Origin of the sequence: Pseudomonas marincola (assembly GCF_900116605.1) — a bacterium.
Taxonomy (GTDB): domain Bacteria; phylum Pseudomonadota; class Gammaproteobacteria; order Pseudomonadales; family Pseudomonadaceae; genus Aquipseudomonas; species Aquipseudomonas marincola.
Genome location: NZ_FPBC01000021.1, coordinates 1 through 24,837, shown reverse-complemented (window position 1 = coordinate 24,837; position 24,837 = coordinate 1). Strand labels below are relative to the sequence as shown.

26 protein-coding genes and 3 pseudogenes are annotated in these 24,837 nt (G+C 58.3%); 14 read left to right on the top strand and 15 right to left on the bottom strand.

Annotation, left to right across the window (positions count from 1 at the left end; translation table 11 throughout):
- Nucleotides 1–474: 474 nt before the first annotated feature.
- From BM395_RS22050 to BM395_RS22025, 6 genes are read right to left on the bottom strand one after another with little or no spacing between them, the layout of a single operon-like run.
- Nucleotides 475–1,419, bottom strand: a complete 945-nt coding sequence (locus tag BM395_RS22050; protein ID WP_023662939.1) for an electron transfer flavoprotein subunit alpha/FixB family protein — start codon at nt 1,417–1,419, stop codon at nt 475–477.
- Nucleotides 1,420–2,184: an electron transfer flavoprotein subunit beta/FixA family protein gene (locus BM395_RS22045; protein ID WP_023048095.1), complete on the bottom strand. Its 765-nt coding sequence runs from the start codon at nt 2,182–2,184 to the stop codon at nt 1,420–1,422. It abuts the gene before it with no gap.
- A gap of 56 nt (nt 2,185–2,240) precedes the next feature.
- Entirely contained in the window at nt 2,241–3,479 is a 1,239-nt protein-coding gene (locus tag BM395_RS22040) for a CaiB/BaiF CoA transferase family protein (protein WP_023048094.1), read from the bottom strand.
- 26 nt (nt 3,480–3,505) lie between these two features.
- Nucleotides 3,506–4,708: a 3-oxoadipyl-CoA thiolase gene (locus BM395_RS22035; RefSeq protein WP_023048093.1), complete on the bottom strand. Its 1,203-nt coding sequence runs from the start codon at nt 4,706–4,708 to the stop codon at nt 3,506–3,508.
- Between the two features lie 9 nt (nt 4,709–4,717).
- Nucleotides 4,718–6,259, bottom strand: a complete 1,542-nt coding sequence (locus BM395_RS22030) for a 3-hydroxyacyl-CoA dehydrogenase (protein WP_023048092.1) — start codon at nt 6,257–6,259, stop codon at nt 4,718–4,720.
- A gap of 3 nt (nt 6,260–6,262) precedes the next feature.
- Nucleotides 6,263–7,048 carry an enoyl-CoA hydratase gene (locus tag BM395_RS22025; protein WP_023628973.1) on the bottom strand — a complete coding sequence of 262 codons (786 nt, stop codon included), beginning with the start codon at nt 7,046–7,048 and terminating at the stop codon, nt 6,263–6,265.
- A 236-nt stretch (nt 7,049–7,284) separates the two neighbouring features.
- Here BM395_RS22025 and BM395_RS22020 point away from each other — a divergent pair, with 236 nt between their 5' ends.
- From BM395_RS22020 to BM395_RS22005, 4 genes and pseudogenes are all read left to right on the top strand, one after another.
- Complete coding sequence (locus BM395_RS22020) at nt 7,285–8,151, top strand: IclR family transcriptional regulator (RefSeq protein ID WP_023048090.1); 867 nt, start codon at nt 7,285–7,287, stop codon at nt 8,149–8,151.
- A gap of 61 nt (nt 8,152–8,212) precedes the next feature.
- On the top strand, nt 8,213–9,367 hold the full coding sequence (locus BM395_RS22015) for an acyl-CoA dehydrogenase family protein (protein ID WP_023048089.1): 1,155 nt from the start codon (nt 8,213–8,215) through the stop codon (nt 9,365–9,367).
- A 214-nt stretch (nt 9,368–9,581) separates the two neighbouring features.
- Nucleotides 9,582–10,037, top strand: a pseudogene (locus tag BM395_RS22010) (IS5 family transposase); the annotation flags it as partial.
- Between the two features lie 233 nt (nt 10,038–10,270).
- Nucleotides 10,271–10,468 carry a tautomerase family protein gene (locus tag BM395_RS22005; RefSeq protein ID WP_023048087.1) on the top strand — a complete coding sequence of 66 codons (198 nt, stop codon included), beginning with the start codon at nt 10,271–10,273 and terminating at the stop codon, nt 10,466–10,468.
- 39 nt (nt 10,469–10,507) lie between these two features.
- On the opposite strand, the gene BM395_RS22000 is transcribed toward BM395_RS22005, so the two are convergent.
- Nucleotides 10,508–11,452, bottom strand: coding sequence for a LysR family transcriptional regulator (locus tag BM395_RS22000; RefSeq protein ID WP_023048086.1), 945 nt, complete (start codon nt 11,450–11,452; stop codon nt 10,508–10,510).
- A gap of 88 nt (nt 11,453–11,540) precedes the next feature.
- On the opposite strand from BM395_RS22000, the pseudogene BM395_RS21995 reads away from it, so the two are divergent.
- The 3 genes and pseudogenes from BM395_RS21995 to BM395_RS21985 form a co-directional block, all read left to right on the top strand.
- Nucleotides 11,541–12,185 (top strand): annotated as a pseudogene (locus BM395_RS21995) (NADPH-dependent F420 reductase); the annotation flags it as partial.
- Nucleotides 12,186–12,268: 83 nt separating this feature from the next.
- Nucleotides 12,269–12,673, top strand: coding sequence for a DoxX family protein (locus tag BM395_RS21990; protein WP_023048084.1), 405 nt, complete (start codon nt 12,269–12,271; stop codon nt 12,671–12,673).
- A 291-nt stretch (nt 12,674–12,964) separates the two neighbouring features.
- Nucleotides 12,965–13,139, top strand: a pseudogene (locus tag BM395_RS21985) (transposase); the annotation flags it as partial.
- Nucleotides 13,140–13,447: 308 nt separating this feature from the next.
- On the opposite strand, the gene BM395_RS21980 reads toward BM395_RS21985, so the two are convergent.
- Together BM395_RS21980 and BM395_RS21975 are read right to left on the bottom strand one after the other, a co-directional pair.
- Entirely contained in the window at nt 13,448–14,242 is a 795-nt protein-coding gene (locus tag BM395_RS21980) for an SDR family NAD(P)-dependent oxidoreductase (RefSeq protein ID WP_023628975.1), read from the bottom strand.
- 94 nt (nt 14,243–14,336) lie between these two features.
- The gene (locus tag BM395_RS21975; RefSeq protein WP_023048080.1) at nt 14,337–14,693 is read right to left on the bottom strand and encodes a putative quinol monooxygenase; all 357 of its coding nucleotides are present in this window, start codon (nt 14,691–14,693) and stop codon (nt 14,337–14,339) included.
- A 162-nt stretch (nt 14,694–14,855) separates the two neighbouring features.
- Here BM395_RS21975 and BM395_RS21970 point away from each other — a divergent pair, with 162 nt between their 5' ends.
- From BM395_RS21970 to BM395_RS21950, 5 genes are all read left to right on the top strand, one after another.
- A complete protein-coding gene (locus tag BM395_RS21970) occupies nt 14,856–15,755 on the top strand; it encodes a LysR family transcriptional regulator (RefSeq protein ID WP_023048079.1) in 900 nt (299 codons plus the stop codon).
- A 462-nt stretch (nt 15,756–16,217) separates the two neighbouring features.
- Nucleotides 16,218–17,033, top strand: coding sequence for a DODA-type extradiol aromatic ring-opening family dioxygenase (locus BM395_RS21965; protein WP_023048078.1), 816 nt, complete (start codon nt 16,218–16,220; stop codon nt 17,031–17,033).
- Nucleotides 17,030–17,701: an alpha/beta hydrolase gene (locus BM395_RS21960; RefSeq protein WP_023048077.1), complete on the top strand. Its 672-nt coding sequence runs from the start codon at nt 17,030–17,032 to the stop codon at nt 17,699–17,701. The genes BM395_RS21965 and BM395_RS21960 overlap by 4 nt, the downstream gene beginning before the upstream one ends.
- Before the next feature lie 9 nt (nt 17,702–17,710).
- On the top strand, nt 17,711–18,043 hold the full coding sequence (locus BM395_RS21955) for an ArsR/SmtB family transcription factor (RefSeq protein WP_223194054.1): 333 nt from the start codon (nt 17,711–17,713) through the stop codon (nt 18,041–18,043).
- A gap of 10 nt (nt 18,044–18,053) precedes the next feature.
- On the top strand, nt 18,054–18,338 hold the full coding sequence (locus tag BM395_RS21950; RefSeq protein ID WP_071576115.1) for a LysR family transcriptional regulator: 285 nt from the start codon (nt 18,054–18,056) through the stop codon (nt 18,336–18,338).
- Nucleotides 18,339–18,636: 298 nt separating this feature from the next.
- Here the strand turns inward: BM395_RS21950 and BM395_RS21945 are convergent, their stop codons facing one another.
- On the bottom strand, nt 18,637–19,626 hold the full coding sequence (locus BM395_RS21945; protein WP_023628979.1) for a site-specific integrase: 990 nt from the start codon (nt 19,624–19,626) through the stop codon (nt 18,637–18,639).
- Between the two features lie 117 nt (nt 19,627–19,743).
- On the opposite strand from BM395_RS21945, the gene BM395_RS21940 reads away from it, so the two are divergent.
- The gene (locus tag BM395_RS21940) at nt 19,744–20,862 is read left to right on the top strand and encodes a site-specific integrase (RefSeq protein WP_028688847.1); all 1,119 of its coding nucleotides are present in this window, start codon (nt 19,744–19,746) and stop codon (nt 20,860–20,862) included.
- A gap of 329 nt (nt 20,863–21,191) precedes the next feature.
- On the opposite strand, the gene BM395_RS21935 is transcribed toward BM395_RS21940, so the two are convergent.
- From BM395_RS21935 to BM395_RS23425, 4 genes are all read right to left on the bottom strand, one after another.
- Nucleotides 21,192–21,425, bottom strand: a complete 234-nt coding sequence (locus BM395_RS21935) for a hypothetical protein (protein WP_023048074.1) — start codon at nt 21,423–21,425, stop codon at nt 21,192–21,194.
- 232 nt (nt 21,426–21,657) lie between these two features.
- Entirely contained in the window at nt 21,658–22,902 is a 1,245-nt protein-coding gene (locus BM395_RS21930; protein WP_023628980.1) for an ATP-binding protein, read from the bottom strand.
- Nucleotides 22,903–23,142: 240 nt separating this feature from the next.
- Nucleotides 23,143–23,343 (bottom strand): hypothetical protein, encoded by a 201-nt coding sequence (locus tag BM395_RS21925; protein WP_370694611.1) that lies wholly within the window; start codon nt 23,341–23,343, stop codon nt 23,143–23,145.
- A 401-nt stretch (nt 23,344–23,744) separates the two neighbouring features.
- A complete protein-coding gene (locus tag BM395_RS23425; RefSeq protein ID WP_023628983.1) occupies nt 23,745–24,182 on the bottom strand; it encodes a hypothetical protein in 438 nt (145 codons plus the stop codon).
- 82 nt (nt 24,183–24,264) lie between these two features.
- Here BM395_RS23425 and BM395_RS21915 point away from each other — a divergent pair, with 82 nt between their 5' ends.
- Nucleotides 24,265–24,555, top strand: a complete 291-nt coding sequence (locus BM395_RS21915; RefSeq protein WP_023628984.1) for a helix-turn-helix domain-containing protein — start codon at nt 24,265–24,267, stop codon at nt 24,553–24,555.
- Here BM395_RS21915 and BM395_RS23480 read toward each other — a convergent pair.
- Nucleotides 24,496–24,837, bottom strand: a 342-nt coding sequence (locus tag BM395_RS23480) for a hypothetical protein (RefSeq protein WP_212633040.1), incomplete at its 5' end; no start/stop codon positions are given. The genes BM395_RS21915 and BM395_RS23480 overlap by 60 nt on opposite strands.

Below are 24,837 nucleotides of genomic sequence, written 5' to 3'. Positions count from 1 at the left end.
GGCTGTCCAAGTCAGAATAAAAGACCTCAATGACGCTATGGCTTACATCTCTTTCCGAGAGAGCGTTATTAGCGAGCGAGTCACCTAACAACACCTACACTCAGCGTGATAGCCAGACAGACAACATAGCGCTTAAACGTTTCAAGCCAGTAGGACTACAAGCAAAGCACTCAATGACGGGCTCGAGGCCGATTCAATCTCGGCACAACCACCCTAAGCCAGCAACCAGCACTACATGCTACAAGAAGTCAAAACCGGGTACAAAACCGGGTACAAAGAATAACGAAAACAACCAGAATGCCTAAGCTCAAACGCTCAAGCATCAGACTTACCGCATAACGTGTAAGTCAAAAAATTGTCTTTCCCGCACGTCAACTCTATGTTTCAAATGCATTAGCCCTGAAACCCGCACGCCACTTGAGTATGCACGCATAGCACAATTCTATAGGTATTGCAACACATTCCTTTAGGGCTTCAGATCACTTGCTGCAACTGCGGCACGACCTCGAACAAGTCACCCACTAGACCGTAATCCGCCACCTGAAAAATCGGCGCCTCTTCGTCCTTGTTGATTGCCACGATGACCTTGGAGTCTTTCATCCCGGCCAGGTGCTGGATGGCACCGCTGATGCCGACGGCGATGTACAGCTGCGGCGCGACGATCTTGCCGGTCTGGCCAACCTGCATGTCGTTGGGCACGAAACCGGCGTCGACCGCAGCGCGCGAAGCACCGACGGCGGCGCCGAGCTTGTCGGCCAGGGCATACAGGTGCTTGAAGTTGTCGCCGTTCTGCATGCCGCGACCGCCGGAGACGACGATCTTGGCCGCGGTCAGTTCCGGACGATCGGACTTGGCCAGCGCCTCAAAGACGAAGGCCGAGATGCCGGCGTCGCCGCCAACGGCCACGGCTTCCACGACAGCACTGCCGCCTTCGCCGGCCACCGGATCGAAACCGGTGGCACGCACGGTGATCACCTTCACCGCCGCCGAAGACTGCACGGTGGCGATGGCGTTACCGGCGTAGATCGGCCGCTTGAAAGTGTCGGCGCTTTCCACGGCGATGATTTCGGAGATCTGGTCGACGTCCAGCTGGGCGGCGACGCGCGGCAGGATGTTCTTGCCGTTGCTGGTGGCGGCGGCGAGGATGTGGCTGTAACCCTTGCCCCCTGCTTCTTGAACAAGAGCAGCTACCAGCGGCGCAACGTTTTCCGGCAGCTGATGGGCGAAGGCGGCGTTGTCGGCCACCAGCACCTTGGCCACGCCGGCGAGCTTGGCAGCCGCTTCGGCGGCGGCGCCACAGGCGGCACCGGCAACCAGGAGGTGGATGTCGCCACCGATCTTCTGCGCAGCGGCCACGGTGTTGAGAGTGGCCGGCGCCAGGGCGGCATTGGTGTGTTCAGCGATAACCAGGATAGTCATTTAGATTACCTTCGCCTCGTTCTTCAGTTTCTCGACCAGTTCCGCCACCGACTTGACCTTGATGCCGGCCTGGCGGGCAGCCGGCGCTTCGACTTTCAGGGTCTTCACGGTGGACGCGGTGGCAACGCCCAGGGCGTCCGGGGTGAGCACCTCCAGCGGCTTCTTCTTGGCCTTCATGATGTTCGGCAAGGAGGCGTAGCGCGGCTCGTTCAGACGCAGGTCGGTGGTGACGATCGCCGGCAGGTTCAACGCCACGGTCTGCAGGCCGCCGTCGATCTCGCGGGTCACGTTGACCTTGTCGCCCGCCACTTCGACCTTGGAGGCGAAGGTGCCTTGGCCGAAGCCGGTCAGCGCGCCGAGCATCTGGCCGGTCTGGTTGTTGTCGCTGTCGATGGCCTGCTTGCCGAGGATCACCAGCTGCGGCTGCTCCTTGTCGACCACGGCCTTGAGCAGCTTGGCCACGGCCAGGGAGTTCAGCTCGTCAGCACCCTCTTCCTTGACAGCCTCGACCAGGATGGCGCGGTCGGCACCGAGGGCCAAAGCAGTACGCAGCTGCTCTTGCGCCGCCGTCGGGCCGATCGACACCACGACGATTTCACTGGCAACGCCCTTCTCTTTCAGGCGTACGGCTTCTTCCACGGCGATTTCGCAGAAGGGGTTCATCGACATCTTAACGTTGGCGAGATCGACGCCGCTGTTGTCCGCCTTGACGCGAACCTTGACGTTGTAATCGACCACACGCTTGATCGCTACGAGGACTTTCATAAAGGCTCCATGGGAAAAATTGCCCCGGCAAGCTGGCTGGCCGGGGCATGGCAGGTTCAGCGTTCACCAAGCTGTTCGATGATGCCTTGTGCCTTCAACTCGGCCAGGCGCTCATCATCGAGACCCAACTGGCGCTTGAGCACCTCATCGGTATGCTCACCCAGCATCGGCGCGGGGCGCAGGTACTCGACCGGTGTGCGAGACAACTTGATCGGACTGCCGACCGTGACGAAGTCGGCTTTCAAGGGATGGGGAATGTTGACCAGCATGTTGCGCGCCAGTATCTGTGGTTCGTCCAGCGCCTGGGCAATGCTGTTGATGGCCCCTACCGGTACGCCCTGCGGGTGAATGCGCCCTACCCACTCATCGGCGAGCCCTCCGAGAAAGTGACGCGACAGGATGGCAACGATCTCCTCGCGGTTGCTGACTCGGTCGGCGTTGCGCGCGAAACGCGGATCTTTCGGCAGCTCTGGCAGGCCGATGGCGTCGCACAGTGCGACGAACTGTGAGTCGTTGCCGCAGGCAATGATGAAGTCGCGATCACTGGCGCGAAACACCTGGTACGGCACAATGTTGGCGTGGGCGTTGCCATAACGCCCGGGCGGCTTGCCGGAAGCCAGATAGTTCTGGCTCTGGTTGCACAGTGTGGCGACCTGAACATCCAGCAACGCCATATCGATATGTTGACCAAGCCCGGTCTTTTCTCGGCTGAGCAGCGCAGCTTGGATAGCCACCGTCGAGTACAGGCCGGTCATCAGGTCCGCGAAGGCAACGCCTACCTTTTGCGGGCCGCCACCGGGCAGATCGTCGCGCTCGCCGGTGATGCTCATCATTCCACCCATACCCTGAATGATGAAGTCGTAACCCGGTTCTGCGGCGCGCGGCCCGGTCTGGCCGAAACCCGTCACCGAGCAATACACCAGGCGTGGATTGAGCGCAGCGAGGCTAGCGTAATCCAGCCCGTACTTGGCCAAGGAACCGGCCTTGTAGTTCTCGATCAGTACGTCGCAACTGGTAGCCAGGGCCCGCACCATTTCCTGCCCCTCGGGGCTGGCGATGTTTAGCGCCACCGACAACTTGCCGCGATTGGTGGACTGGTAATAAGAAGCCTCGCCGGTGGACTCGGCGTTCTGCCCCTTCATCCATGGCGGCCCCCAGCCACGGGTGTCATCACCCGCGCCCGGCCGTTCGATTTTGATCACTTCGGCACCCAGATCGGCCAGAGTTTGGCCGCACCAGGGACCAGCCAGAATGCGGCTCAAGTCGAGCACGCGATACCCAGTCAAAGCACCCATTTCATTTCACCTTTGCTTGCGCGCACTTACACACGCTCCATCACCATGGCGAGGCCTTGGCCCACGCCGATGCATAGGCTCACCACAGCGTAGCGTTTGCCGCTCTGTTGCAGCGCGCGAGCGGTGCTCAGGGCCAGGCGCGCACCGGATGCACCTAATGGGTGGCCGACGGCGATGGCGCCACCGTGTGGGTTTACCCGCGGGTCGTTGAACGCAACACCCAGACCTTTCAGGCAGCCCAGCACCTGGCTGGCGAACGCTTCGTTGATCTCGATAATGTCCATATCCGCCAGGCTGAGCTGCGCGCGAGCCAATGCCTTATGAATAGCCTCCACCGGGCCGACGCCCATAATGCGCGGGGCCACACCCACGGCGGCGGCCGACAGAATGCGCGCCATCGGAACCAAGCCGTGCCGTTCGCCCGCCGCGGCCGAGCCAATCAGCAATGCCGCCGCGCCATCGTTGACGCCTGATGCGTTGCCGGCGGTAACCACACCACCTTCGGAGAGAGGATTCAGGCGAGCCAAAGCGATCAGGTCCGATTGCGGGCGCGGGTGCTCGTCCTGCTCCACCACATTGGGTGGCGTCTTGCGCCCGGTGGGCACGCTGACCGCGAGCAGTTCTTCCTGAAAGAAACCTGCGCTACGTGCGGCTTCATAACGGGCCTGAGAGCCGGCAGCAAAGACGTCGGCCTCAGCACGGGAGATGCCGTACTCCTGAGCCACGTTATCGCCCGTTTGCGGCATGCTGTCGTTGCCAAACTCGGCGACGATCTTCGGGTTGGGAAAACGGGCGCCAATGGTACTGTCGAACACCGTCAGTTCGCGGCTATAGGCCGCTTCTGCTTTAGCCATGACAAAGGGTGCACGGGACATACTCTCCACCCCGCCGGCGACAAACAGTTCGCCTTCGTTACAGGTCACTGCGCGGGCGGCATCGATCACCGCCGCCAGACCACTGGCGCACAGGCGGTTAACTGTCTGCCCAGGTACGGTCACGGGCAAGCCTGCAAGCAGTGCGGCGTGACGCGCGATGTTGCGGCTGTCCTCCCCTGCCTGGTTGGTATTGCCCAGAATCACGTCCTCGATGGCTTCGCCAGGGATGGCGTGGCGAGCGAGCAATTCGTGGATCACATGGGCGGCGAGGTCGTCTGGGCGTACCGAAGCGAGTGCGCCGCCGTGGCGGCCAAATGGCGTGCGCAGTCCCGCGAAGATGTAGGCGTCGAGCATGGGAAAATCCTAGCGTTGAGGTTCAGTCGGGAGTGGTTCGTTGTGACGCAATGAAAGGCCCAAGGCGGCCCGTCGCCGCAGCCAGGGACCCGGCCGATAACGGGGATCGCCCGTCAGTTCGGTCATGCGTTCAAGAGTGGTGAGCAAACGCTTGGGCCCGACACTATCGCCCCAGGCCAGCGGACCTTGCGGATAACCAAGACCACGGCGCACGCCTTCATCCAGGTCATCGACACTGGCGATACGCTGCTGAACGATATCGCCCGCCAGGTTGACGATCATGGCCAGTACCCTTTGGGCCACAAAGCCGACACTGTCATTGATCACACTGACGCCCACGCCATCGCGGCCCAACAGCGCATGGGCGGCATCGCGCATGTCGGCATGGGTAGCGGGATTTAGCATCAGCGTGCGGTAGCGGGCGATATCCAGCAGCGGGTCGATGCACACCGTGCGCTCAGGATCGGTGCCAAACAGGCCGACGGCGCCGGTGGCATCCAGACCGTAAGGTGCCAGCAAACACAGGGCCTCGCTGCTTGGGACCGTGCCCTCTTCGACCCGCGCGCCCACCTGCTGAAGAAGCTCGGTGAAACGTGCACGATCCTCGGGGTTTTCAGTGCCAAGCCAAACCGGCGGAAATGCTTCCAGCGCAGGTACTGCCTGTGCGGCGGGTGGATCGATCATCTGGCCGTCGGCGTATCGGTAAAACCCACGCCCGACCTTGCGCCCGACGTAGCCGGCATCCAGCATCTGGCGTGTTAGCGCTGCAGGCCGATACCGCGGTTCCTGGTAGAACTGGTTGTAGATCGACTCAATGACTGGATGGGAAACATCAAGAGCCGTCAGATCAAACAGCTCCAAGGGCCCCATGCGAAAACCCAGACCCTCGCGCAGGATACGGTCTACCTCGGCGGGTTCGGCTACGCCTTCCTTGAGAATTTGCAAAGCCTCAGTGCTATATGCACGGCCGGCGTGATTGATGATGAACCCTGGTGTGTCCTTCGCCCGAATACCCCTATGCCCCATGCGGGCAGCCAGGGCTCGGAGGCTGTCGCCTACCTGCGGGTCAGTCGCCAGACCATCGATGACTTCCACCACTTTCATCAGCGGCACAGGGTTAAAAAAATGAAAGCCAGCGATGCGTTGGGGAAGTCGGCAATTGCGAGCAATGCTGGTGACGGAGAGCGATGAGGTGTTGGTAGCCAGAATGCAGTCATCGGCAACCACGGCTTCCAACTCGGCGAGCAAGCCCTGCTTGGCGTCGAGGCGCTCGATAATGGCTTCCACTACCAGGTCGACGTCGCTCAGTTCCGTAAGGGCGCTCGCCACTTGCACGCGGGAGAGCGTGGCCAGCGCATCGGCGTTGGCAATCTTGCCTTTGTCGACCAGCTTGTCCAACGTGCCTTTCAAGCTTTCGCGGGCGCCCTGCGCAGCGCCTTCGCGACTATCAAACAGCGTGACGCGAATGCCCGCCTGAGCGGCGATCTGAGCAATACCTGTACCCATGACTCCGGCGCCAACAACCGCCATCCGGTTAATTTCACGTGTCATCGCTCATTCTCCTGAGAAGATCGCTTTGCGTTTTTCCAGGAAGGCTTGAGCGCCCTCTTTCTGGTCGCTCGAATCGAATAGCAATTGGAAGGCCTTGCGCTCCAACACCAGCGCGCTCTCCAGCGGCAGGTCAGCACCGGCCAGCATCACTTCTTTGATCTGCGCGACGGCTAGCGGCGGCAAGGCGGCGATTTCAGTGGCCAGCTCTAGTGCACGGACAATGGTCTGCTCGTCGCCCACCACTTCACTCAGCATGCCCATGGCCAAGGCTTGCTGGGCCGAGACCAAGCACCCGGTAAGGGCAATGCGCATTGCCTGGAACTTGCCGACCGCGCGGATCAGACGCTGAGTACCGCCGGCGCCCGGCATCAGGCCGAGTTTGACTTCTGGCTGGCCAAAGCGCGCCGACTCGCCGGCGACGATGATGTCGCAGTGCATGGCCAGCTCACAGCCGCCGCCAAGGGCGAAACCATTCACTGCAGCGATGACCGGCTTGGGGCAGCGGGAGATGGCTTCCCACAGCAGCTCGGTATGGCGCAGGTACATTTCAATCGGGCGCGCTTGGGCAAACTCGCGGATATCGGCTCCGGCCACAAAACAGGTGTCACCGCCGGTAAGTACAATCGCCCGCACCTGCCCATTGCGAGCCAGTGCCCGAAAGTGCTCGGCGAGTTGTTCACGCACCGCGCTATTGAGCGCGTTCTTGGCTTCTGGCCGGTCGATGCGTACGACGGCAACGCCGTCTTCTCGAATTTCCAGGTTCACTACAGATTCAGGTTCGTGACTCATACCCACCTCTAAACACGTTTCGCTATACGAAATTGCATTTCGTATTTACGAGATATCATAGGTAGGGTCGCGAATTCATGTAAATCAGAAATCTGAACTATTTTATTATTTCTTTATTAATCAATATATTATCTATCTAAAAATGAGCGTTTTGCATTTCATCTCGGCTCAAATATAATTTCGCCTGACGAAACGTACTTTTATTTGCTTGCAATTTCCAAAAATGAGGTTCTACCATGGCACGCAACAAAGCGGATCAGCAGAAGGCTGAGAGCAGCACTGGAGCGGATGAAATCGCTTTACTGAAGATGGGCATGCTCGACCCGGCCAGTGCGTCGAGTGAGGACGAAACCAGCGGCCAGTTCGTGACTGCGCTGGCACGTGGGCTGGAGCTGATGCGGTGCTTTACCCCGCGCGACAACGTGCTGGGCAATCAGGAACTGGCGCGGATGACCGGGCTACCCAAGCCGACCGTGACGCGCTTGACCAACACCCTGATGCGCCTTGGCTGCCTCAAGCGTGAGGTGCACTCGGGCAAGTACCAGCTGGATGTCGGTGTGCTGGGGTTCGGCTACGCCATGCTGTCGAATCTGTCGATTCGCTCGGTGGCGCACCCGCTGATGGAAGAGCTGGCCAATCACGCTCAAGCCGCAGTGGCAATGGCGGCCCGGGATCGCCTGCAGATGGTTTACCTGGACGTCGTTCAGGGCCAAGGCAATACCACGATGCGGCGGCAGATCGGCAGCTACTTGCCACTGGCGCAAAGCTCGGCGGGACGCGCATGCCTGGCGGCGATGCCAGAGAGCGAGCGAGAGTTTCTCCTCGACCACATGCGCCAACGCGAAGCAGCACAGTGGCCGGTGATCCGCAAGGGCCTGGATCGCGCGTTTCGCGATTACACCGATTACGGCTTTTGCCTATCGATCGGCGAGTGGCACCGCGACGTCAACTCAGTCGCCGTGCCGCTGTTACACCCGCAGTTCGGGTTACTGACCTTCAACTGCGGTGGACCGAGCTTCCAGCTTCCACGGGACAAGCTCACTGACGATATCGGGCCTCGCCTGATCAACATGGTTAACAACATCGGCGCCGCCGCTCGGTAACCCTTCAGGGTGACGGTGCACCGTACTACATCGGCCCACTTCCGGGCCCAGAGGAGCGCACATGATCCGTGATACCGAAACCCTGCAGATTCTGCTGGATTCTCTTCGCCAGTTCGTCGGTGAGGTACTGATTCCTCGGGAAAACGAGGTGGCTGAAACGGATGCGATCCCTAAGGACATCGTCGATCAGATGCGCGAGATGGGCCTGTTCGGGTTAACGATTCCGGAAGCCTATGGCGGCCTGGGCGTGACTATGGAGGAAGAGGTAAACATCGCCTTCGAGTTGGGTCGCACCTCACCGGCTTTCCGTTCCTACATCGGCACCAACAACGGCATTGGCTCAATCGGCATTTTGCTTGACGGTACAGAGGAGCAGCGCAACCAGTACCTGCCGCAACTGGCAAGCGGCGAGCTGCTCAGCTCGTTCTGCCTGACCGAGCCAGATGCCGGCTCCGATGCGGGCTCGTTGAAAACCAATGCTGTGCGTGACGCTGACAGCTACATCCTCAACGGTACCAAACGTTACATCACCAACGCGCCACACGCGGGCATTTACACGGTGATGGCCCGTACCAACCCGGAAATCAAAGGCGCCTCCGGTATCAGCGCCTTTATCGTTGAGCGCGGCACACCCGGCGTGTCGCTGGGCAAGACGGACCACAAGATGGGCCACAAAGGCGCCCATACCTGCGACGTGATCTTTGAAAATGCGCGAGTGCCCGCCAGCCAGTTGATAGGCGGCGTCGAAGGCGTTGGTTTCAAGACCGCGATGAAGGTGCTGGATAAGGGCCGCCTGCATATCGCTGCACTGAGTGTCGGCGCAGCCGAACGCATGCTGGACGATGCCCTGCACTATGCGCTGGACCGCAAACAGTTCGGCCAGCCCATCGCGGAGTTCCAACTGATCCAGGCGATGCTGGCTGATAGCAAAGCCGAAATCTACGCGGCCCGCTGCATGGTGCTGGATGCCGCGCGCAAGCGCGACGAGGGCAAGAACGTCAGTACCGAAGCCTCCTGCGCGAAGATGTTCTCCACCGAGATGTGCGGTCGTGTCGCCGACCGCTGCGTGCAGATCCACGGTGGCGCCGGCTACGTCAGCGAGTACGCCATTGAGCGCTTCTACCGTGACGTGCGGCTGTTCCGTATCTACGAAGGCACCACACAGATTCAGCAGGTGGTTATCGCCCGTAACATGATCCGCGAAGCGCAGCGGTGACACGGCACCTGCTCTGACACCAGTTGGGCTCCAGTCGCGCCGAGACTCAATAGCGCCACATCCTGGCTTCAAGGTAGTTGTTCGACATGAGTGCGTGTTCCACTGGTGTGGTCCCGAAAGCCTCAGCCTGCGAGCTTCCCGTCAACCTACCCCCAGATGAACTGCGGGGTAGCTGCACGAAACTGGAATTCCAACTACGCCACAGTAGGTCGCACAGCACAGTGCAGGCGCTGCCAGCGGCAACGATGAGGCTATAGGGAAAAGTCGAGCTGGCAATACCAGCAAGATTCACCTGGCGGTGGACGCCCACGGCTTGCCCATCGAGTTTGAAATCACAGGTGGCCAAATCAATGACTGCACTCAGGCACCCGCGTTGATTTCCAAGCTCCCGGCGGCAGAAACCATCGTCGCGGATAAGGGCTATGACAGCGAGAGAATCCGGGAGCAGGTTGAGCTACAAGGGGCCAAGGCCGTGATCCCGAGAAAGCGTAACTCCGTGAAAGGCAACGCGGATCTGGACAGAGGTCTTTACCGCAATCGGCACCTGGTGGAAAACGCCTTTGCCCGGCTGAAGCATTACCGGGCGGTGGCATCTCGATTCGACAAGCTCAAGAGAAATTACGAGAGCGTGGTGGCCATGGCCTGTGCCTTCCTATGGCTACCCATGTGAAATGGCAACAGCCCCTAGCGGTACTTAGCAACTGTTGATCGCCGGTGCGCCGGTAAATGGCGGGCTGATTGGAGAAATAATTTCTACATATAGGCGATTTACAGCGTGTTTATCGCCTTCTGTATCTCTCCTATTCTCTCTCGACTGCTCTGCTGCATTGATTGGCTGAGCCCGGACTGACCGCATGGTTAGCCCTAATCGCGCTAAACCCAACCTGAATAGAGGATCACTCCATGCCCGTTGTACGAGTCAGCTGGTTCGAAGGAAAAGACCACGCCGCGAAGGAAGCTGTCGCTGCAGAAATCACCCAGAGCATCGTGAAAAACACCGGTACCGATGCCAATTACATCTACGTCATTTTTGAAGACGTGGCGCCATCGGATTGGGCCGGTGCAGGCAAGCTGTTCGGCGACGATCCGAAGAAGACCTAAGGTCATTCGGCGTTAATGGCCAGTGGGCTGCAAGGAGTGTTACATCTTCTTTGCAGCCCGGGCTTGGCTCTTTTGTGCTGGGTAGCCGGACTCCCAGTCGACCTGCTCAAACTGTTCGACCAGAAAATTGATAAATGCCCGCACCTTGGATGCCAGGTGTTTGCGGGTTGGGTAGACGGCATAAATACCCAGTTCTACCGAGCGATACTCCGGTAGCAACTCCACCAGATCACCCCGCCGAAGATCCTCACTTACCATAAAGCTTGGCTGCAGCAAAATGCCGCCAGCAGTCAACGCAATAGATCGGCATGTATCACCGTTATTGCAGCGAATGACCGAACGCGTGTTGACCTTATGCTCGCCATCGGGCCCGGTAAAACTCCATTCGTTCCCACTGGAAAAGTTGCTATAGGCAATCACCCGGTGCTCGGCCAGGTCTTGCGGCACTTCTACTGGTGCATGGCTTTTGATGTAGCTCGGGGCTGCACACAGGCGCATCCGCGTGCTGGCAAACCGGCGCCCCACCAGTGAAGAGCTTTCCAACCGGGCGATGCGCACCGCGACGTCATACCCCTCCTCCACCAAATCGACCTGGCGATCGTTCAGGCTGATATCCAGCTCAATCTTCGGGTTTTGCTCCAAAAAGGCAGTCCACAGCGGCGCCAGGTGCAACACACCAAAACTCACCGGCGCATTGACCCGCAGCACGCCGGCAGGCTCATGGTTGCCCGAAGAAACAGCGCTTTCCGCCTCCCCCATCAACGCCAGCACTTCCCGCGCTTGCTGGTAGAAAACCCGTCCTTCTTCGGTCAGTGATAAGCGTCGCGTGGTGCGTTGCAGCAGGCGTACGCCCAGGCGTTCCTCCAGCGCATTTACATGCCTGGAAACGGCGGCCTTGGACATTTCCAGCGCATCGACGGCACCGACAAAGCTGCCCTTGTCGACCACGGCGCAAAACACCTGCATCTCCAACGCGCGATCCATTATTGCCTCACTTATCGGAACTATAAGTCACATTAAATCATGTTTATCTCGTAAATCGAATCTTTAAACTGGATCCCATCACACACAGCACGAGGCAAAAGACATGAACATTACCCTTATCGGTACCGGCAACATGGGCTCGGCTTTCGCTCAACAGTTGTCCCAGTTTGGACACCATGTTCGTATCACCGGCCGTGATCTGGACAAGGCGCACGCCCTCGCCGCGCAGCATCAAAACGTCGAAGCATTCGCCGCTGATCAGGCCCTTGGCCAGAACGAAGTGGTGATCGTCGCCACTGCTTACCAGGACGCCTTAACCGCGCTGAAAAGTCTGGGCAGTCTCGAAGGCAAAGTGGTCATCGACATCACCAACCCGCTGACAGCCGACTACATGGGTCTGACCATCGGCCACAGCACCAGTGCAGCGGAGGAAATCGCCAAGGCGCTGCCAGGTGTGGAGCTGGTCAAGGGCTTCAACACCCTGTTCGCCCAAGTGCTGGCCAGCGGTCCCACATTTGCCAACGAGCAGCAAGGCAGCGTGTTCCTGGCCAGCGATAGCGCACGAGCCAAACAAACCGCCGTTGCTCTTGCGCAAAGCCTGGGTTGGAAAACCGTGGATGCCGGCGGTTTGGTAAACGCGCGTTATCTGGAAGCGTTGGCCGGGTTGAACATCTACCTCGGCTATGGCGCAGGGCTCGGCACGCAGATCGCGCCGGTCTGGCTCAATCGTTAATTCCCACTTACCCAATGCCTGGCGCCACGGCCGAAACAGCTGTGGCCCCGGGCAACCCACACTCCCCGTATTGGAAAACACCCATGACCGCCGCTAGCCGCACCCTCCCCTATGCCGCCCTGGTACTACGCCTAATCCTTGGCGTGATGTTTCTCGCTCATGGCCTGACCAAGCTGCTGGTGTTCACCCCGGCCGGCACAGCAGGTTTCTTTGAGTCCGTTGGCTTCTCCGGCTTTCTTGCCTATCCGGTCATTGCCTTTGAAGTGGTCGGCGGCCTGTTCCTGATCCTTGGTGTACTCGCTCGCTGGGTAGCGGCCCTAGCCACCGTGCAACTGCTGGTGGCAGCAAGCGTGCACTTCGGTAATGGCTGGAGCTTCACCAACGCCAATGGTGGCTGGGAATACCCGGTCTTTCTGGCATTCACTGCACTGGCCTTGGCGCTGCTGGATGACGGAGCCTTCGCCTTGAAACGTTCAGCACGTAACTAACCGCTCGCTGCTTTCGGCCAGGTTGCCTTTGCCGGGTTCTCGCCAAACTTGGCAAGGGTAAAATCCAGAAAGCTTTTCAGCCTTGGTGTCATGCCCCGGTCCGGCGTACGCAGCACATGAAAGGGTCGAGTGGGCATGGGATATCGAGGCAGTTGGACGATCTATCCGCTTGGCTTTCAAGTCTTAAATAAACAAGGTAATCCCCCGGCTTAGCCGAGGGACTCCTTGAGGTTGACCGTGTGATGCGGTCATCAGGAACCTTCTATCTCGACCAAGAGATAGGGGTACCCAATGAGAGATTACCAAAGCCTTGCTCACACGAAGTGGGACTGTAAGTACCACGTTGTATTCATCCCGAAGAGGCGTAAGAAGGCGATCTTCGGAGCGATCCGCAAGCACCTGGGGGGAGGTGCTACATGAGTTGGCGAGGCAGCGTGAGTGCCGGATCGTGGAGGGTCACTTGATGCCAGAGCCGAGCCCGAACGATAATTTCAAGATGGAGCCGGACTAATGCGACGCGTCGTTCAGCCGACGCGTATCCGGACTTTCAATCCGTAATTCACTAACCCACCGACTTCAGTCGGTGGTTGTTTAGTGCTACCACCGGCGTAGACGAACTGATGATTGATGCGCGCATCTACGACCCGACGGCGCGTTGCCGTTCGTATCAACTGGCAGCGGAATCGATTGGAGATCTGCTCACTCACTGACAGCGTGCGCGCCGGTGACCTTCAGGTCACCCGTGCGGAACACACGTGCCAGGTAGTCAAGGGTTCAGAGGATATCGTCCACCACGCCGCCATCGACCCGCAGCGCAGCGCCGCTGGTGGCTGACGCCTGGGTGGAGCAGATATAGACGACCATATTGGCGACCTCATCGACCGTGGCCGCACGTTGAATCAACGAGGTGGGACGGTGGGTCATGACGAATTCGGCAGCGACGGCCTCCAAGGATTTGCCGGAGCGGGCAGACTCTCCTTTGAGCAGCTCAGCCAAGCCATCAGACAGTGTCGGGCCTGGCAGCACGCTGTTAACGGTTACGCCGCTGCCGGCCACACGTTTGGCCAAGCCACGCGACAACGCCAGTTGCGCCGTCTTGGTTACGCCGTAATGAACCATATCGGCCGGGATATTTCGGGCTGACTCCGAGGAGATAAACACCACCCTACCCCAACCTCGTTGGACCATGGCTGGAACCAACGCGCGGCTCAGGCGAACACCGGACATTACGTTAGTTTGCCAATAGTCTTCCCAGCAGTCGTCATCGGCCTCGAAGAAATCGGCCAAACCATAGATGCCGGCGTTGTTGACCAGAATGTCGATGGTGGGAAGCGCAGCTGTAAGAACGCCAACGCCGTCGGCATTGCCCAGATCAGCCGCGACTCCGCTGAAGGTGGCCTGCGGTACCGCTTCGCTCAAACGTGCCAGGGCTTTTTCGACCGAGCTGTCACTCCGCCCGTTGATGATCACGATAGCGCCGGTGAGCGCCAGGCCATGGGCAATGGCGAAGCCGATGCCGCCTGTGGAGGCAGTAACCAAAGCGGTCTTGCCGGCAAGATTGATGTGCATGCGTATTGACCCTCTAGCGCCAGGTAGTACCCGGCAGGTTAGATCGGTTGCTGAATAGTCAGCGGTCTTGTCCGCCGGCTACTGACTGGCGGTGTCAGGTCCGGGTAAACCCATCAAACGGATTCATGTACACCGCGCCAAAGGCATCCAGGTGCTTGCGCGTCGGCGCGTCTGGGTTGCCATAAACTAGCAGGCTGGTGATTTTCACCAGCTCGAGAAACTTTTCGCCGAACGGCGCGAAGGTTTCTTCAATATGGTTAACGACAGCATCGGCACGGTAACGCTCGATAATGTGCACCTCAGTGCGAGCCTCGTTGACGCTGTATTCGTACATCAAGGTGCCAGGCTCTTCGCTCGTAGCGGCGACAATCTTGGCAACCAGCGTTTTAAATTCAGGGAAGTCTTCCGGAGCCAGGCTTAGGGTAAAAATGCTGATGACTTCGTCTTTCATGGGGCGTCCTCACAGAAGTAAATGACCAACCCCATGCGATAGATGCAGAGGGTTGCTGAGTCAGCAGCCATGCTAAGGTAGAGCAGCAAGCTGATAAACAACCTTGAAATCACAGATAGGTAGCGTAATTTGCTACCAACTCTTGCGCCTAGGAAAACGGCAATGACCTCCGAAGATTCCTTCAGCGGCATCCATATTTTTCTCGCCACCGCCCGCTCTGCGACCTTCACAGAGGCAGCCGAGCGCCTGGGGCTGTCCAAGTCGGCCGTAGGTAAGGCGATTGCACGGCTGGAGGCACGGGTGGGTACCAGCCTGTTTTATCGCTCGACCCGCCGCTTGTCCCTGTCTCCGGATGGCGAGGCCTACTTCACCGTGTGGTCCAATGCGCTGGAGGAGATCAAGGCCACCGAGAGCAACCTCGGCAACAAGTTAGGCGTGCCCACAGGGCGCTTGCGGGTGGACATGCCGGTCGCGTTCGGTAAACAGGTGGTACTGCCGGTGCTACTGGAGATGAGCAAACGCTTCCCGCAGTTGCAACTGACCTTGACCTTTAGCGACCAACTGGTGGACCTGACGGAAGAAGGTATCGACCTGGCCATTCGTTTTGGCAGCGTCGACAACGTCCCCGGCCTGGTGGCCAGACGCCTGACGTCACACCGCTGGGTAACCTGTGCAGCGCCGGGTTATCTGGAAGAATATGGTACGCCGTTGACGCTCGAGGACATGGGCCAGCACCGCAGCATCGTCGGCTATCGCCGCGGCAGCCTAATGCCCTGGAAAATGGCCCAGGCCGGGCAATCCTTGAAGTTCTCGCCACCACCGACCTATCAGTTTGACGATGCCGAAGCGATGATTGAAGCCACGCGAGCCGGCCTCGGTATTTGCCAGATGCCGCTCTGTCTATTTGAAAAGGACATCGCCCAGCAGGTTGTTGTTACGGTACTCGAGCCCTTTGAACCGGCGCCTGTCGAGGTCCACGCACTATGGTCGAAGAGCAATCATCTGCGGCCCAAAATTCGTTACCTGGTCGACGAGTTATTGAAGCTGTATGGCCACAGCTAACGGCAGAACGGACAGCTACTGCGCGACCTTGGCGCGGGGTTGATCAACGCCAGCCCCATTAACTCAGGGTGCCACTCAGCAGCCATAGCGATGAGCGCGGACTGATCTGTAACAAAGCCAGGGAGCCCCCAAATACTAGAGCCCGCCGACCAGGGATCTACTCACCAACCTGCGTTCTGGCCAGGCGCAGGGGGCAATATTGGCACCTTGATGTGTAGCTCAGCGCTCCGGCTGGCAGCGGCCTGAAGAGTCGACAAGTGACCGCCAATTATCCCGGTTTTCGAGATAGTTATTCACCAATATCTGAGTTTATCTCCAAAATCGAATCTATAAACTTTGAGCCATCCCCAGCCAATCAGTGCGCTGTGGGTAGGCAGGTCAGTGAGCGGCGCACACGCTTTGCAACGCCGATCAGTCCACCTCTTGCTGCTGCGGCCCCAATATCTAAGCAGGATTTCAACCATGAGTCTGGCCTATCCAGTGTTGTTCGTGTCCCACGGAGCACCAACCTTTGCCATCGAACCCGGCCAGGCCGGGGCACGCCTGGCTGAGCTAGGCCGAGCGCTGCCACGGCCTAGCGCCATCGTAATCGTCTCTCCTCACTGGATGACCCGTGGGAGCGTGCGTGTAGGCAGCAGCAAGGCGCCGGAAACCATTCACGACTTCGGAGGCTTTCCGCAAGCACTGTATCGCCTGCAATACCCTGCAACCGGCAATCCTGCATTGGCCGAGCAAATCTGCAACCTGCTTTCCCGCAATGGGATTGCCGCAACTACCGAATCGAATCGAGGCCTGGACCACGGCGCCTGGGTGCCGTTGCTGCACCTATTGCCCACTGCGGATATCCCGGTGGTCCAAGTGTCCATGCCCCACCCGCTCAATCCATTGGGTGCCTGGCAGCTTGGCCAGGCACTCAAGCCGCTGCGCGATCAGGGCGTGCTGATCATTGGCTCCGGCAGTCTGACCCATAACCTTTATGAGTTCCGTAGCAACTACGGCGACCCGGCTGAGTACGTAGCGCGTTTTTCCGACTGGATCCGTGACGCCCTGCAAGCCGGTGACCTGCCAGCGCTGCTCGCCTACCGCCGCAATGCCCCGGAGGCCGAGCGTGCGCACCCCAGTGAAGAACATTTGTTGCCGCTATTTCTGGCGCTCGGTGCCGCAGGCGAGCACTACGCCGTGGATGTGCTAGAGGGCGGTGTCGCCGACGGCGTACTGGCTATGGACAGCTACCTGTTCAAAAGCCCAACCGCCACTCAGGAGATTACTCAAGCATGAACCTGCCACTAGCCATTTCAGAACTGCAGCAAGAACCGCAATCCGGCCTTGTCTATCGTCGGGTAATCCGTGCTGCTGCCCCTCGTGCACGTCTCCTGCTATTGCATGGTGTAGGCGGTAATGAAACCAATCTGGCAGGCCTTTCCGGCTTTATCCCAGAAGGAATTGAAATATTGCTGGTACGCAGCCGCCTGCAAATCGCAGCTGAGGGCTTTGCCTGGTTTCAGGTAAATTTCACCAACGAAGGCCCGGTGATCGTTGAAGAGCAAGCGGAAACCAGCCGCCAGAAACTAGTGGAGCTTGTAACTGCCTTACCACAAATGCCTACAGTGATAGCTGGCTTTAGCCAGGGCGGTATTCTCAGTGCAAGCGTCGGGCTTAGCGCCCCTCATTGCGTGCTAGGCTTTGGCTTGTTCAGCGGCAGAATTCTCCCTGAGCTGGCACCACACATTGCCAGCGCTCAAGCATTGAGTTCGCTATCGGCGTTTATTGCTCATGGCTATGGTGATAACAAGCTCCCCGTGTCTTGGGCACAAAAAGCGGATGCCTGGTTGCACCAACTGAACGTGCATCATGAAACATACCTGTACGACATGGGCCACGAAATCACCAATGAAGAAGTGGAAGATTTCATTCAGTGGCTGAAGCCTGTATTGAACATCGCCTGAGCGACCTTGATGGTGAACTCCCGCAGTAAACTTACGGAAGTGGATCTACTTCTTAAAGCGTTAGCCAGCCCCCAGCGCCGGTTGATCCTTGAGTGGCTCCGTGACCCAGAGAAACACTTTCCGCAGCAGGAACATGCATTCCTGCTCGGTGTGTGTGCCGGCCAGATTGAGCGCAAGTGCAAGTTGGCCCAATCGACCGTGTCCGATCACTTGCGCACGCTGCATCGCACAGGATTGATTACTTGCCAAAAGCTCGGCCCGATCCATTTTTTTCAAACGCTGCGAATACACCATCGAAATGCTGGTGAAAACATTGAAAGCGATGCTGTAAAGGGGATTTGAGAGCTCTGCCATGACTATTCGCGAGGACACATTTGCATCCATCGATCTCAATTTATTGGTGGTTTTTATGTGTATTTACAAGGAACAAAGTATAACGTTAGCAGCCAAGAGTCTTGGCGTAACACAGCCAGCCGTAAGCAATTCGCTGGTCAAGCTACGTGACAAATTTAATGATCCGCTCTTTACTCGTTCGGGCAGGGGTATTGTGGCAACACCGAAAGCGAAAAAAATTGCTTCTGAATTATGTCCAGCGATGAGACTGATTACAGCCACACTAGCATCGAACTTTAGATAATCCTCTTTGCAGCAGAGCACTATTGGCCTGCTCTAACCTCTCATGACTGGCGGTGTCAGGTGGACTGACAGATGACTGGAGTCTATGTCGCTGGTGGCATCATGTTATGCCGACGCAAGCTGAACATTCCTGTCTGTAATTGAGCAATCATCTGATGGCGAACTCTCATGGTTTACCGTCGCCCTTTCGATACGTATCAATAACACCAGCCACATCAAGGCCAAAGCCCAGCATTGGGTGTAATTGCTCCGCGGAAACAAAGCAGCCATCACCGGAAGTGCTGAATGGCTTGAGGCGGTCAACTGCCCGGCAGTGCAATTGGACGAGGCAAACTCGACAAAGCCTCCGCCTCCAGGCCTGGCACCATCGGCCGCAGTTGCCCGGGGAAAAAGCCGGTGCTGTCCACATAGAGCAGTACCGACTTGGCATCGCGCCAACCGACATAGCCCATCAACGCCTTCTGGTCCCAGCCACTGCGCGTGGCCCAGGTGGCAAAGCCACGGCGTAGGGAGTGGCTGCTATACAACTCGGCGGGCAATCCGGCCGCTTTCAGTACCGCCCGCAGCAGCGGGATGACGCTGTGCGGGTGCAGGCCCTGCTCGCGCAGGTGACCCCAGCGGTCAATGCCGCGGAACACCGGACCGCGGGCGATGCCGGCGACACAGATCCAGTCGTTGTAGGCCTGCACCGGGCAGAGGCGGGCCAGCGCCGGCGCACTGTAGGTCTGTCCCTGGTTGTCACGGTCGCCCTTGCTCCACGGCAGGAACAGCTGCATGCCCTCCCCCGGCCGTACCTGGATGTGCTCGACCTGCAGGCGGCACAGTTCGTCGCTGCGAAAGGCGCGCCAGAAGCCGATCAGCAGCAATGCGCGATTACGCCAGCAGCGCAACAGCTGCGGCAGGTCGCCCTCGTCCAGTGCTTTCTCGCCCGCCCGCTCCAGCCACGCCACGCACTGCTCCAGTTCGCGCAGCTGCAGCGGTTCGGCCTGCTTCTCCGGCTTCGGGTGCAAGGTACGAATGCCCTTGAGGATCTGACGAACCAGCGGGGTCTTGGTCGGATCCGGGAAGCCCTGGCTGACATGCCACTGCGCCAAGGCCGCCAGGCGCAGCTTGAGGGTGTTGCTGGACAACGTGGCGGCGTGATCGACCAAGTAACGCACGATGGCATCGCTGGTCGCCGGCAGAAAGCCGCCCCAGGCGACCTCGAAGTGCTCGAGCGCTTGCCGGTAGCTGCGCCGGGTGTTGGGGCGGGTACCGGCCTGCAGGTACCGCTCGATCTCGTGGCTCATCGACGCACATCCCCTTGATGTACTGGTGAGCGACTGCCAAACGACGAAAAAATCGCCTCACCTTGGATAATTAAAGATTATCCGACCTTATTTATTGGATAGTGGAAATATAATACGTTGGACGTATCATATATTACTGATCAGATGCCGTTGATCGACGAGCCCACCCTAGACCCCAGTAGATTGGCGTTGAAGGCTCAGGAGGCGGCCGCAGGCTTTGTTGCCAGCGGCACCGCCGAAAACACGGTACGGAGCTATCGCAGCGCCCTCGCCTACTGGTCGGCTTGGCTGCACCTGCGCTACGGCGTTGCGATGGGCGATGCGCCTGTACAGTCGACTGTAGTCATTCAGTTCGTGGTGGATCACCTGGCGCGCCCACTGGCAAATGGTGCATGGACCTATCTGCTACCGCCGACCATCGATGCCGCGTTAGTCGCGGCACGTGTGAAGGCAAAGCCGGGACCTCTGAGCTACAACACGGTATGTCATCGGCTTTCGGCACTGGGCAGGTGGCATCGCTTCAACAACTGGGAAAGCCCAACTGAAGCACTGGCAGTGAAAACGCTGCTGCGAGATGCGCGAAAAGCCCAGGCGCGCCAGGGGGTAGTTGTCCGCAAAAAGACGGCAGCTGTGGTGGAGGCTCTGGAGGCCATGTTGGCGACCTGTACGGATGGCATTCGCGGTACTCGTGATAGCGCCCTCCTCCTGATGGCGTGGAGTGGCGGCGGGCGTCGTCGATCCGAGGTGACCGGCCTGCAGGTCGACGATGTGCGCAAACTGGATGAAGACACTTGGCTCTATACGCTGGGCGTCACCAAAACAGACACCACGGGATCCCGTCGCGAAAAACCTCTGCTGGGTCGCGCTGCACACGCGTTGACGGCTTGGCTCATCGCCGCGCCCGCCGATACCGGTCCGCTTTTTCGGCGCCTCTACAAGGGCGGCAAAGTCAGCCCGTTCGGACTATCGTCTGATCAGGTAGCACGGATCGTTCAGCGCCGCGCCAAATTGGCTGGCCTCGACGGCGACTGGGCCGCGCACAGCTTACGCTCGGGCTTTGTAACGGAAGCGGGTCGCCAGGGGGCCCCATTGGGTGAAGTGATGGCCATGACTGAACATCGCAGTGTCGAAACCGTTATGGGCTACTTCCAAGCCGGAGTGCTGCTGAGCAGCCGCGCCTCGATGTTGCTTCAACCCCTGCCCGCCCCATCAGGCCCAACCAACCAGCCTGACTAGCGGTCGACGCACCGCGTCGGAAAATGCCGCGCACGCGTGTCCTATTGAGAGGTGGAGCTCCTGGTTATGAGTCCATTGCACGGTAGCGGAATTGATGCGCAACCCCAGCTGGGCACTCGCAACTCCGGGTGTAACCAATACATGACCGCATGGCGACGCCCAAGCAGCCAGCATCTCAGCATGCTTCGTCTACTCGGGTAGTTAAGCAAACAGCTGGCGGCCCTGCGCTAGACAGCGAAGGCTCCGTCGCAGGGGCAAGATAGTCAAGTGCTTACCAGTCGCTGTGGCCTGCGCTCGCCTTATGAATACGCCTGGTCGGCAGGTGCGCTTCAAATACCCACACTGAAAGTCTTACCAGACTCGACCCTGTGCTTGCTGCACAAGTCGCGAAGCTTTTTTTCCGAACCGTCAGGATGAATTTGTACGAGCACGCCATCCTTCGCCATTATCAGTGAATGCCCTGCGGCAACCGCACGCAGATACGCAGCATTAGTGGCGACGGCGGCCAGCTTAGGAATCATTGCCTCTAGTCGGTCTATTTCATCATCACTGAGTTCGCTCATGCTCTGTTCTCTGCTCCTGCCAGCCTGATGTCGATGCTGCCCGTAGAAAAGATATCCATGAGCGACCCTACGCCCCGATCACAGGTAAGTCGATCCCATTTTTGACGCACACAGTGAAGCCTCGACTTAGCCGCTCAGCACTCCACAGCGTACGTGCAAATTCGAGTCGATGTGACAGCAGCCTTGATGTGAACAAACCATCGTAGCCGTAGCAAGATGAGTGCATTCGCTTCTAAGCATCTGAGCCCTCTTCAGGTGGACAAAAAATGCCGTCAGCCCTTGGAAGGCTAGACCGCCAGCTGTCACCGGGCATGATCCGGCACATGTACAGATCGAACAGCGGCGCGGTAAAAGCGGCGCCGTTGTGGGGCGGCGACCAGATCATCCCTTTGCTAATCAGGGAGTTGCGAATTGAGGTGAGAGATCGGCTTGTACGGCCCAGGGATGCCGCAATGTCGCCCGAACGATGAGGCCCCTCCCCAAGCGAAGCCATGGCGCGCAAATAAATGTGTTCTGCCACGGTCATTCGGTCGAGTCTTACCCTAAAAAAACCTTCGTCCAGAGCAGCAATAACGTGCCCGGACGCCTTCTGGACGTCTGCAAGCGTGATGTGGTTATTCTGCCCTGCGTCCCAGACATGACTGCCCCACTCTTGAATGAAATAAGGGTAGCCGCGTGTGAGGTGAGCAACCATGTCGGCCGCTTCTGAGTCTACAGTCACGCCCTCGGCCTCCGCTGGTTTTACAAAGGCCAGACGCGTCTGGTGTGGCTCCAGCGAACCGACCTCTAGGTAGTCGAAGAGGCGCTTCGCGTGGTTTTTCACATGTCCAGCAGGGTGTCGGAGTTGTGGGAGGCCTGCACCGACGAGGGCAACCGGCAAGATCAATCGCGAGACGCGATGCAGCGCTGCGATAAGCGCGGCGAGCTGTTCTTCTGCTACGTTTTGCAGCTCATCCACGAAAATAACAAGGACGGTGTGAGCTGCTTTGGCGGCTTCACCGAGTTTAGTCAGCAGGGTTGTAAATTCCTCCTCGAGATCACCTTTGCCCGCCAGAGCTGCCTCGGCTTCGTAGTCAATACCGACCTTGAGATCGCTGAACTTCGGCTCCAAAGCCTTGGCAAAACCGGCTAAGGCTCGCAGTCCAGTTATCGCTGCGTTCTTGGCAGGTACGATACAGCTCAGCCGCAGCAAGGCGAGACGGAGCTGTGGCGCGAGTATCGCTGGCAGAGAGCGATACTCGGATGACTCAACGTAGACGGCGAGATTGCCCGAGGCTTCGGCATCTCGCAGCATCTGGTTCAACAGTACTGTTTTGCCGACACCCCGCACCCCAACCAGGATTACGCTTTTGGCAGGTCGGCCCACGCGAATTCCCCCGATCGACTGACGGACCCGCTCGCGCAGTTGATCGCGACCTGCCAGCTCAGGTGGAGGCGTACCAGCGCCAGGGGAGTACGGATTGCAGACGGGGTCCATATGCACCCGCGTTAATAGGAATAGCGAACAGCGGGAATGGGCCGATAAACAGCTAAATCCAAGCTTTTCACCCCGCCATCACCTGCATACCCGAGACTCGGCAAATGTTGGTCCAGCTGGAGTTACCTATCAAGCCAAGCTGCCTCCGTCATTGAAAAAAATCATCGCGAGCGACCCGTCCGAAATTGCCTAAGTCTTCGTCGACGTCGATGAACATGGTATTCACCATCCGCGCGCTCTTCAGGTCGGCCATTGTTCTGAAAAAAAGGGTTCGCAGAGATGGACCTCATAACGCTCACCATCATGAACCGAGCCGAATCCCCAACTGCCCTGAAGGGTCCCAAATTGCAACCCATATCCTTCAACACGCGTACTATCGCCGCAAACATCACAAAGGACGTCACTGACGCATTCGAACTGTTCCGCCGCTGTGATTTTCATTGAGAGGCTCCTTTGGGTCCAGTGAATCAGCTTGCTGCAGCGAGCCTGCGACCCGCCAGCATCACTCCGGTAACCGCCTGTACGGTCAGGCGTCGCCAACGCCTGGCACAGGCGGACCACAATGAGCCCGGATCCCGCCCTATCTCGCCATGCGTACCTTTCGGCATGGCCTGTTGTACGGTCGGCAGATCGAGTTAATGGCGGACGCCATTTTGTGCAGCATTTGCGGCGCAGATAAGACCGCACTTGGGGCAGTGCTGATCGGCGACAGACGATCCAAGCTATCCGTTCTGGACGAACTAGCAAATTGCATGTGCGCGATGCGCGCCACTGATGCCATGGCGCTGACGTGGGCGTCTTTAGCACTCCTTCAAGGCTTGCTCCAGTCAGCGACCCCTCCTTCAAACAAGACGCATCGAAGAGCAGTAAATTTGTTGCTTTGCTGCAGCCAAGGTGTGGCGGCAGTCTCTTTGAGAGTAGGTATGGCCCGAGGCCGTCTTAAAGTCGTAACCCATGACTCGCTCGTCCTGATCATAGACCCTAACGAGCTCTATGAGCATCTCCATCGTCCAATTACCGGATCCATTCAGCCGCGATGGCAACACCACCTGAACTGCCTCAATCAGTGTTCCTTCAGCGCGTTTCACTAGCATCTGCTCGAACTCATCCTCCGTTGGAATCAAGAGCATCGTCCTCCATGCGGCTGCCTTCTGGCGGCGGTTAATCATCACGTAAAACCAAGGGCGATGATCATCGAGCTCGACGAATCGCCACATCTGGGAGTCGTCTCCAAACAGCGCTGGATACATGATTTCAGCGCGCTTGTACGTAATAAACATCAGCACACCCTCTTTTAAGCTGTATATAGCATAGCTCCAGAAGCACTAAAAAGGCTTCATCGTTCCTTTTGCGAGACAGCAAATGGAACTGAATGAAGCGCTTGGTTTGGTGATCAGGAATCTACGTATTTCGAAGGATATGCCTCAGGAAGGGCTTGGGCCTAGTCAGAGCTATATCAGTGCGATCGAGCGCGGCAAATGGAAACCATCGATTGAAAAGGTTGAGCAGATTGCTGAGATCATTGGCATTCATCCCCTAACGCTTCTGTTCCTGGCTTATCAAAGGCAAACACCCGAACTAAAACCCGAAGACTTACTGAAAAAAATCCATCGAGAAATCACGAGCTTGAAGGGTTGCCTGAGACTTGAGTAGGTTCGACATGGAATCGAATCGGCAACCGATCCCAAAAAGCATTTGATCGCAACGTCGCCAGTTGCTCTGCTGCCCGGCGCGCGGGCTTTCTTGCTCGCAATCAACAGCGAGCATGAATTCAGTCGCGAATAGCCACTGCATGAATTCGAGTGATAGACCTCGCCCATCGCAACAAACATCGATGACACGTAAGCGCTCCATAAACCCCGTCCTGGCGGACGGGTTTGTTTTCAGGAAGCAGAGGCAGAAGCTGGCGAGCAGTTCCACGGCAGCAGCGCTTCG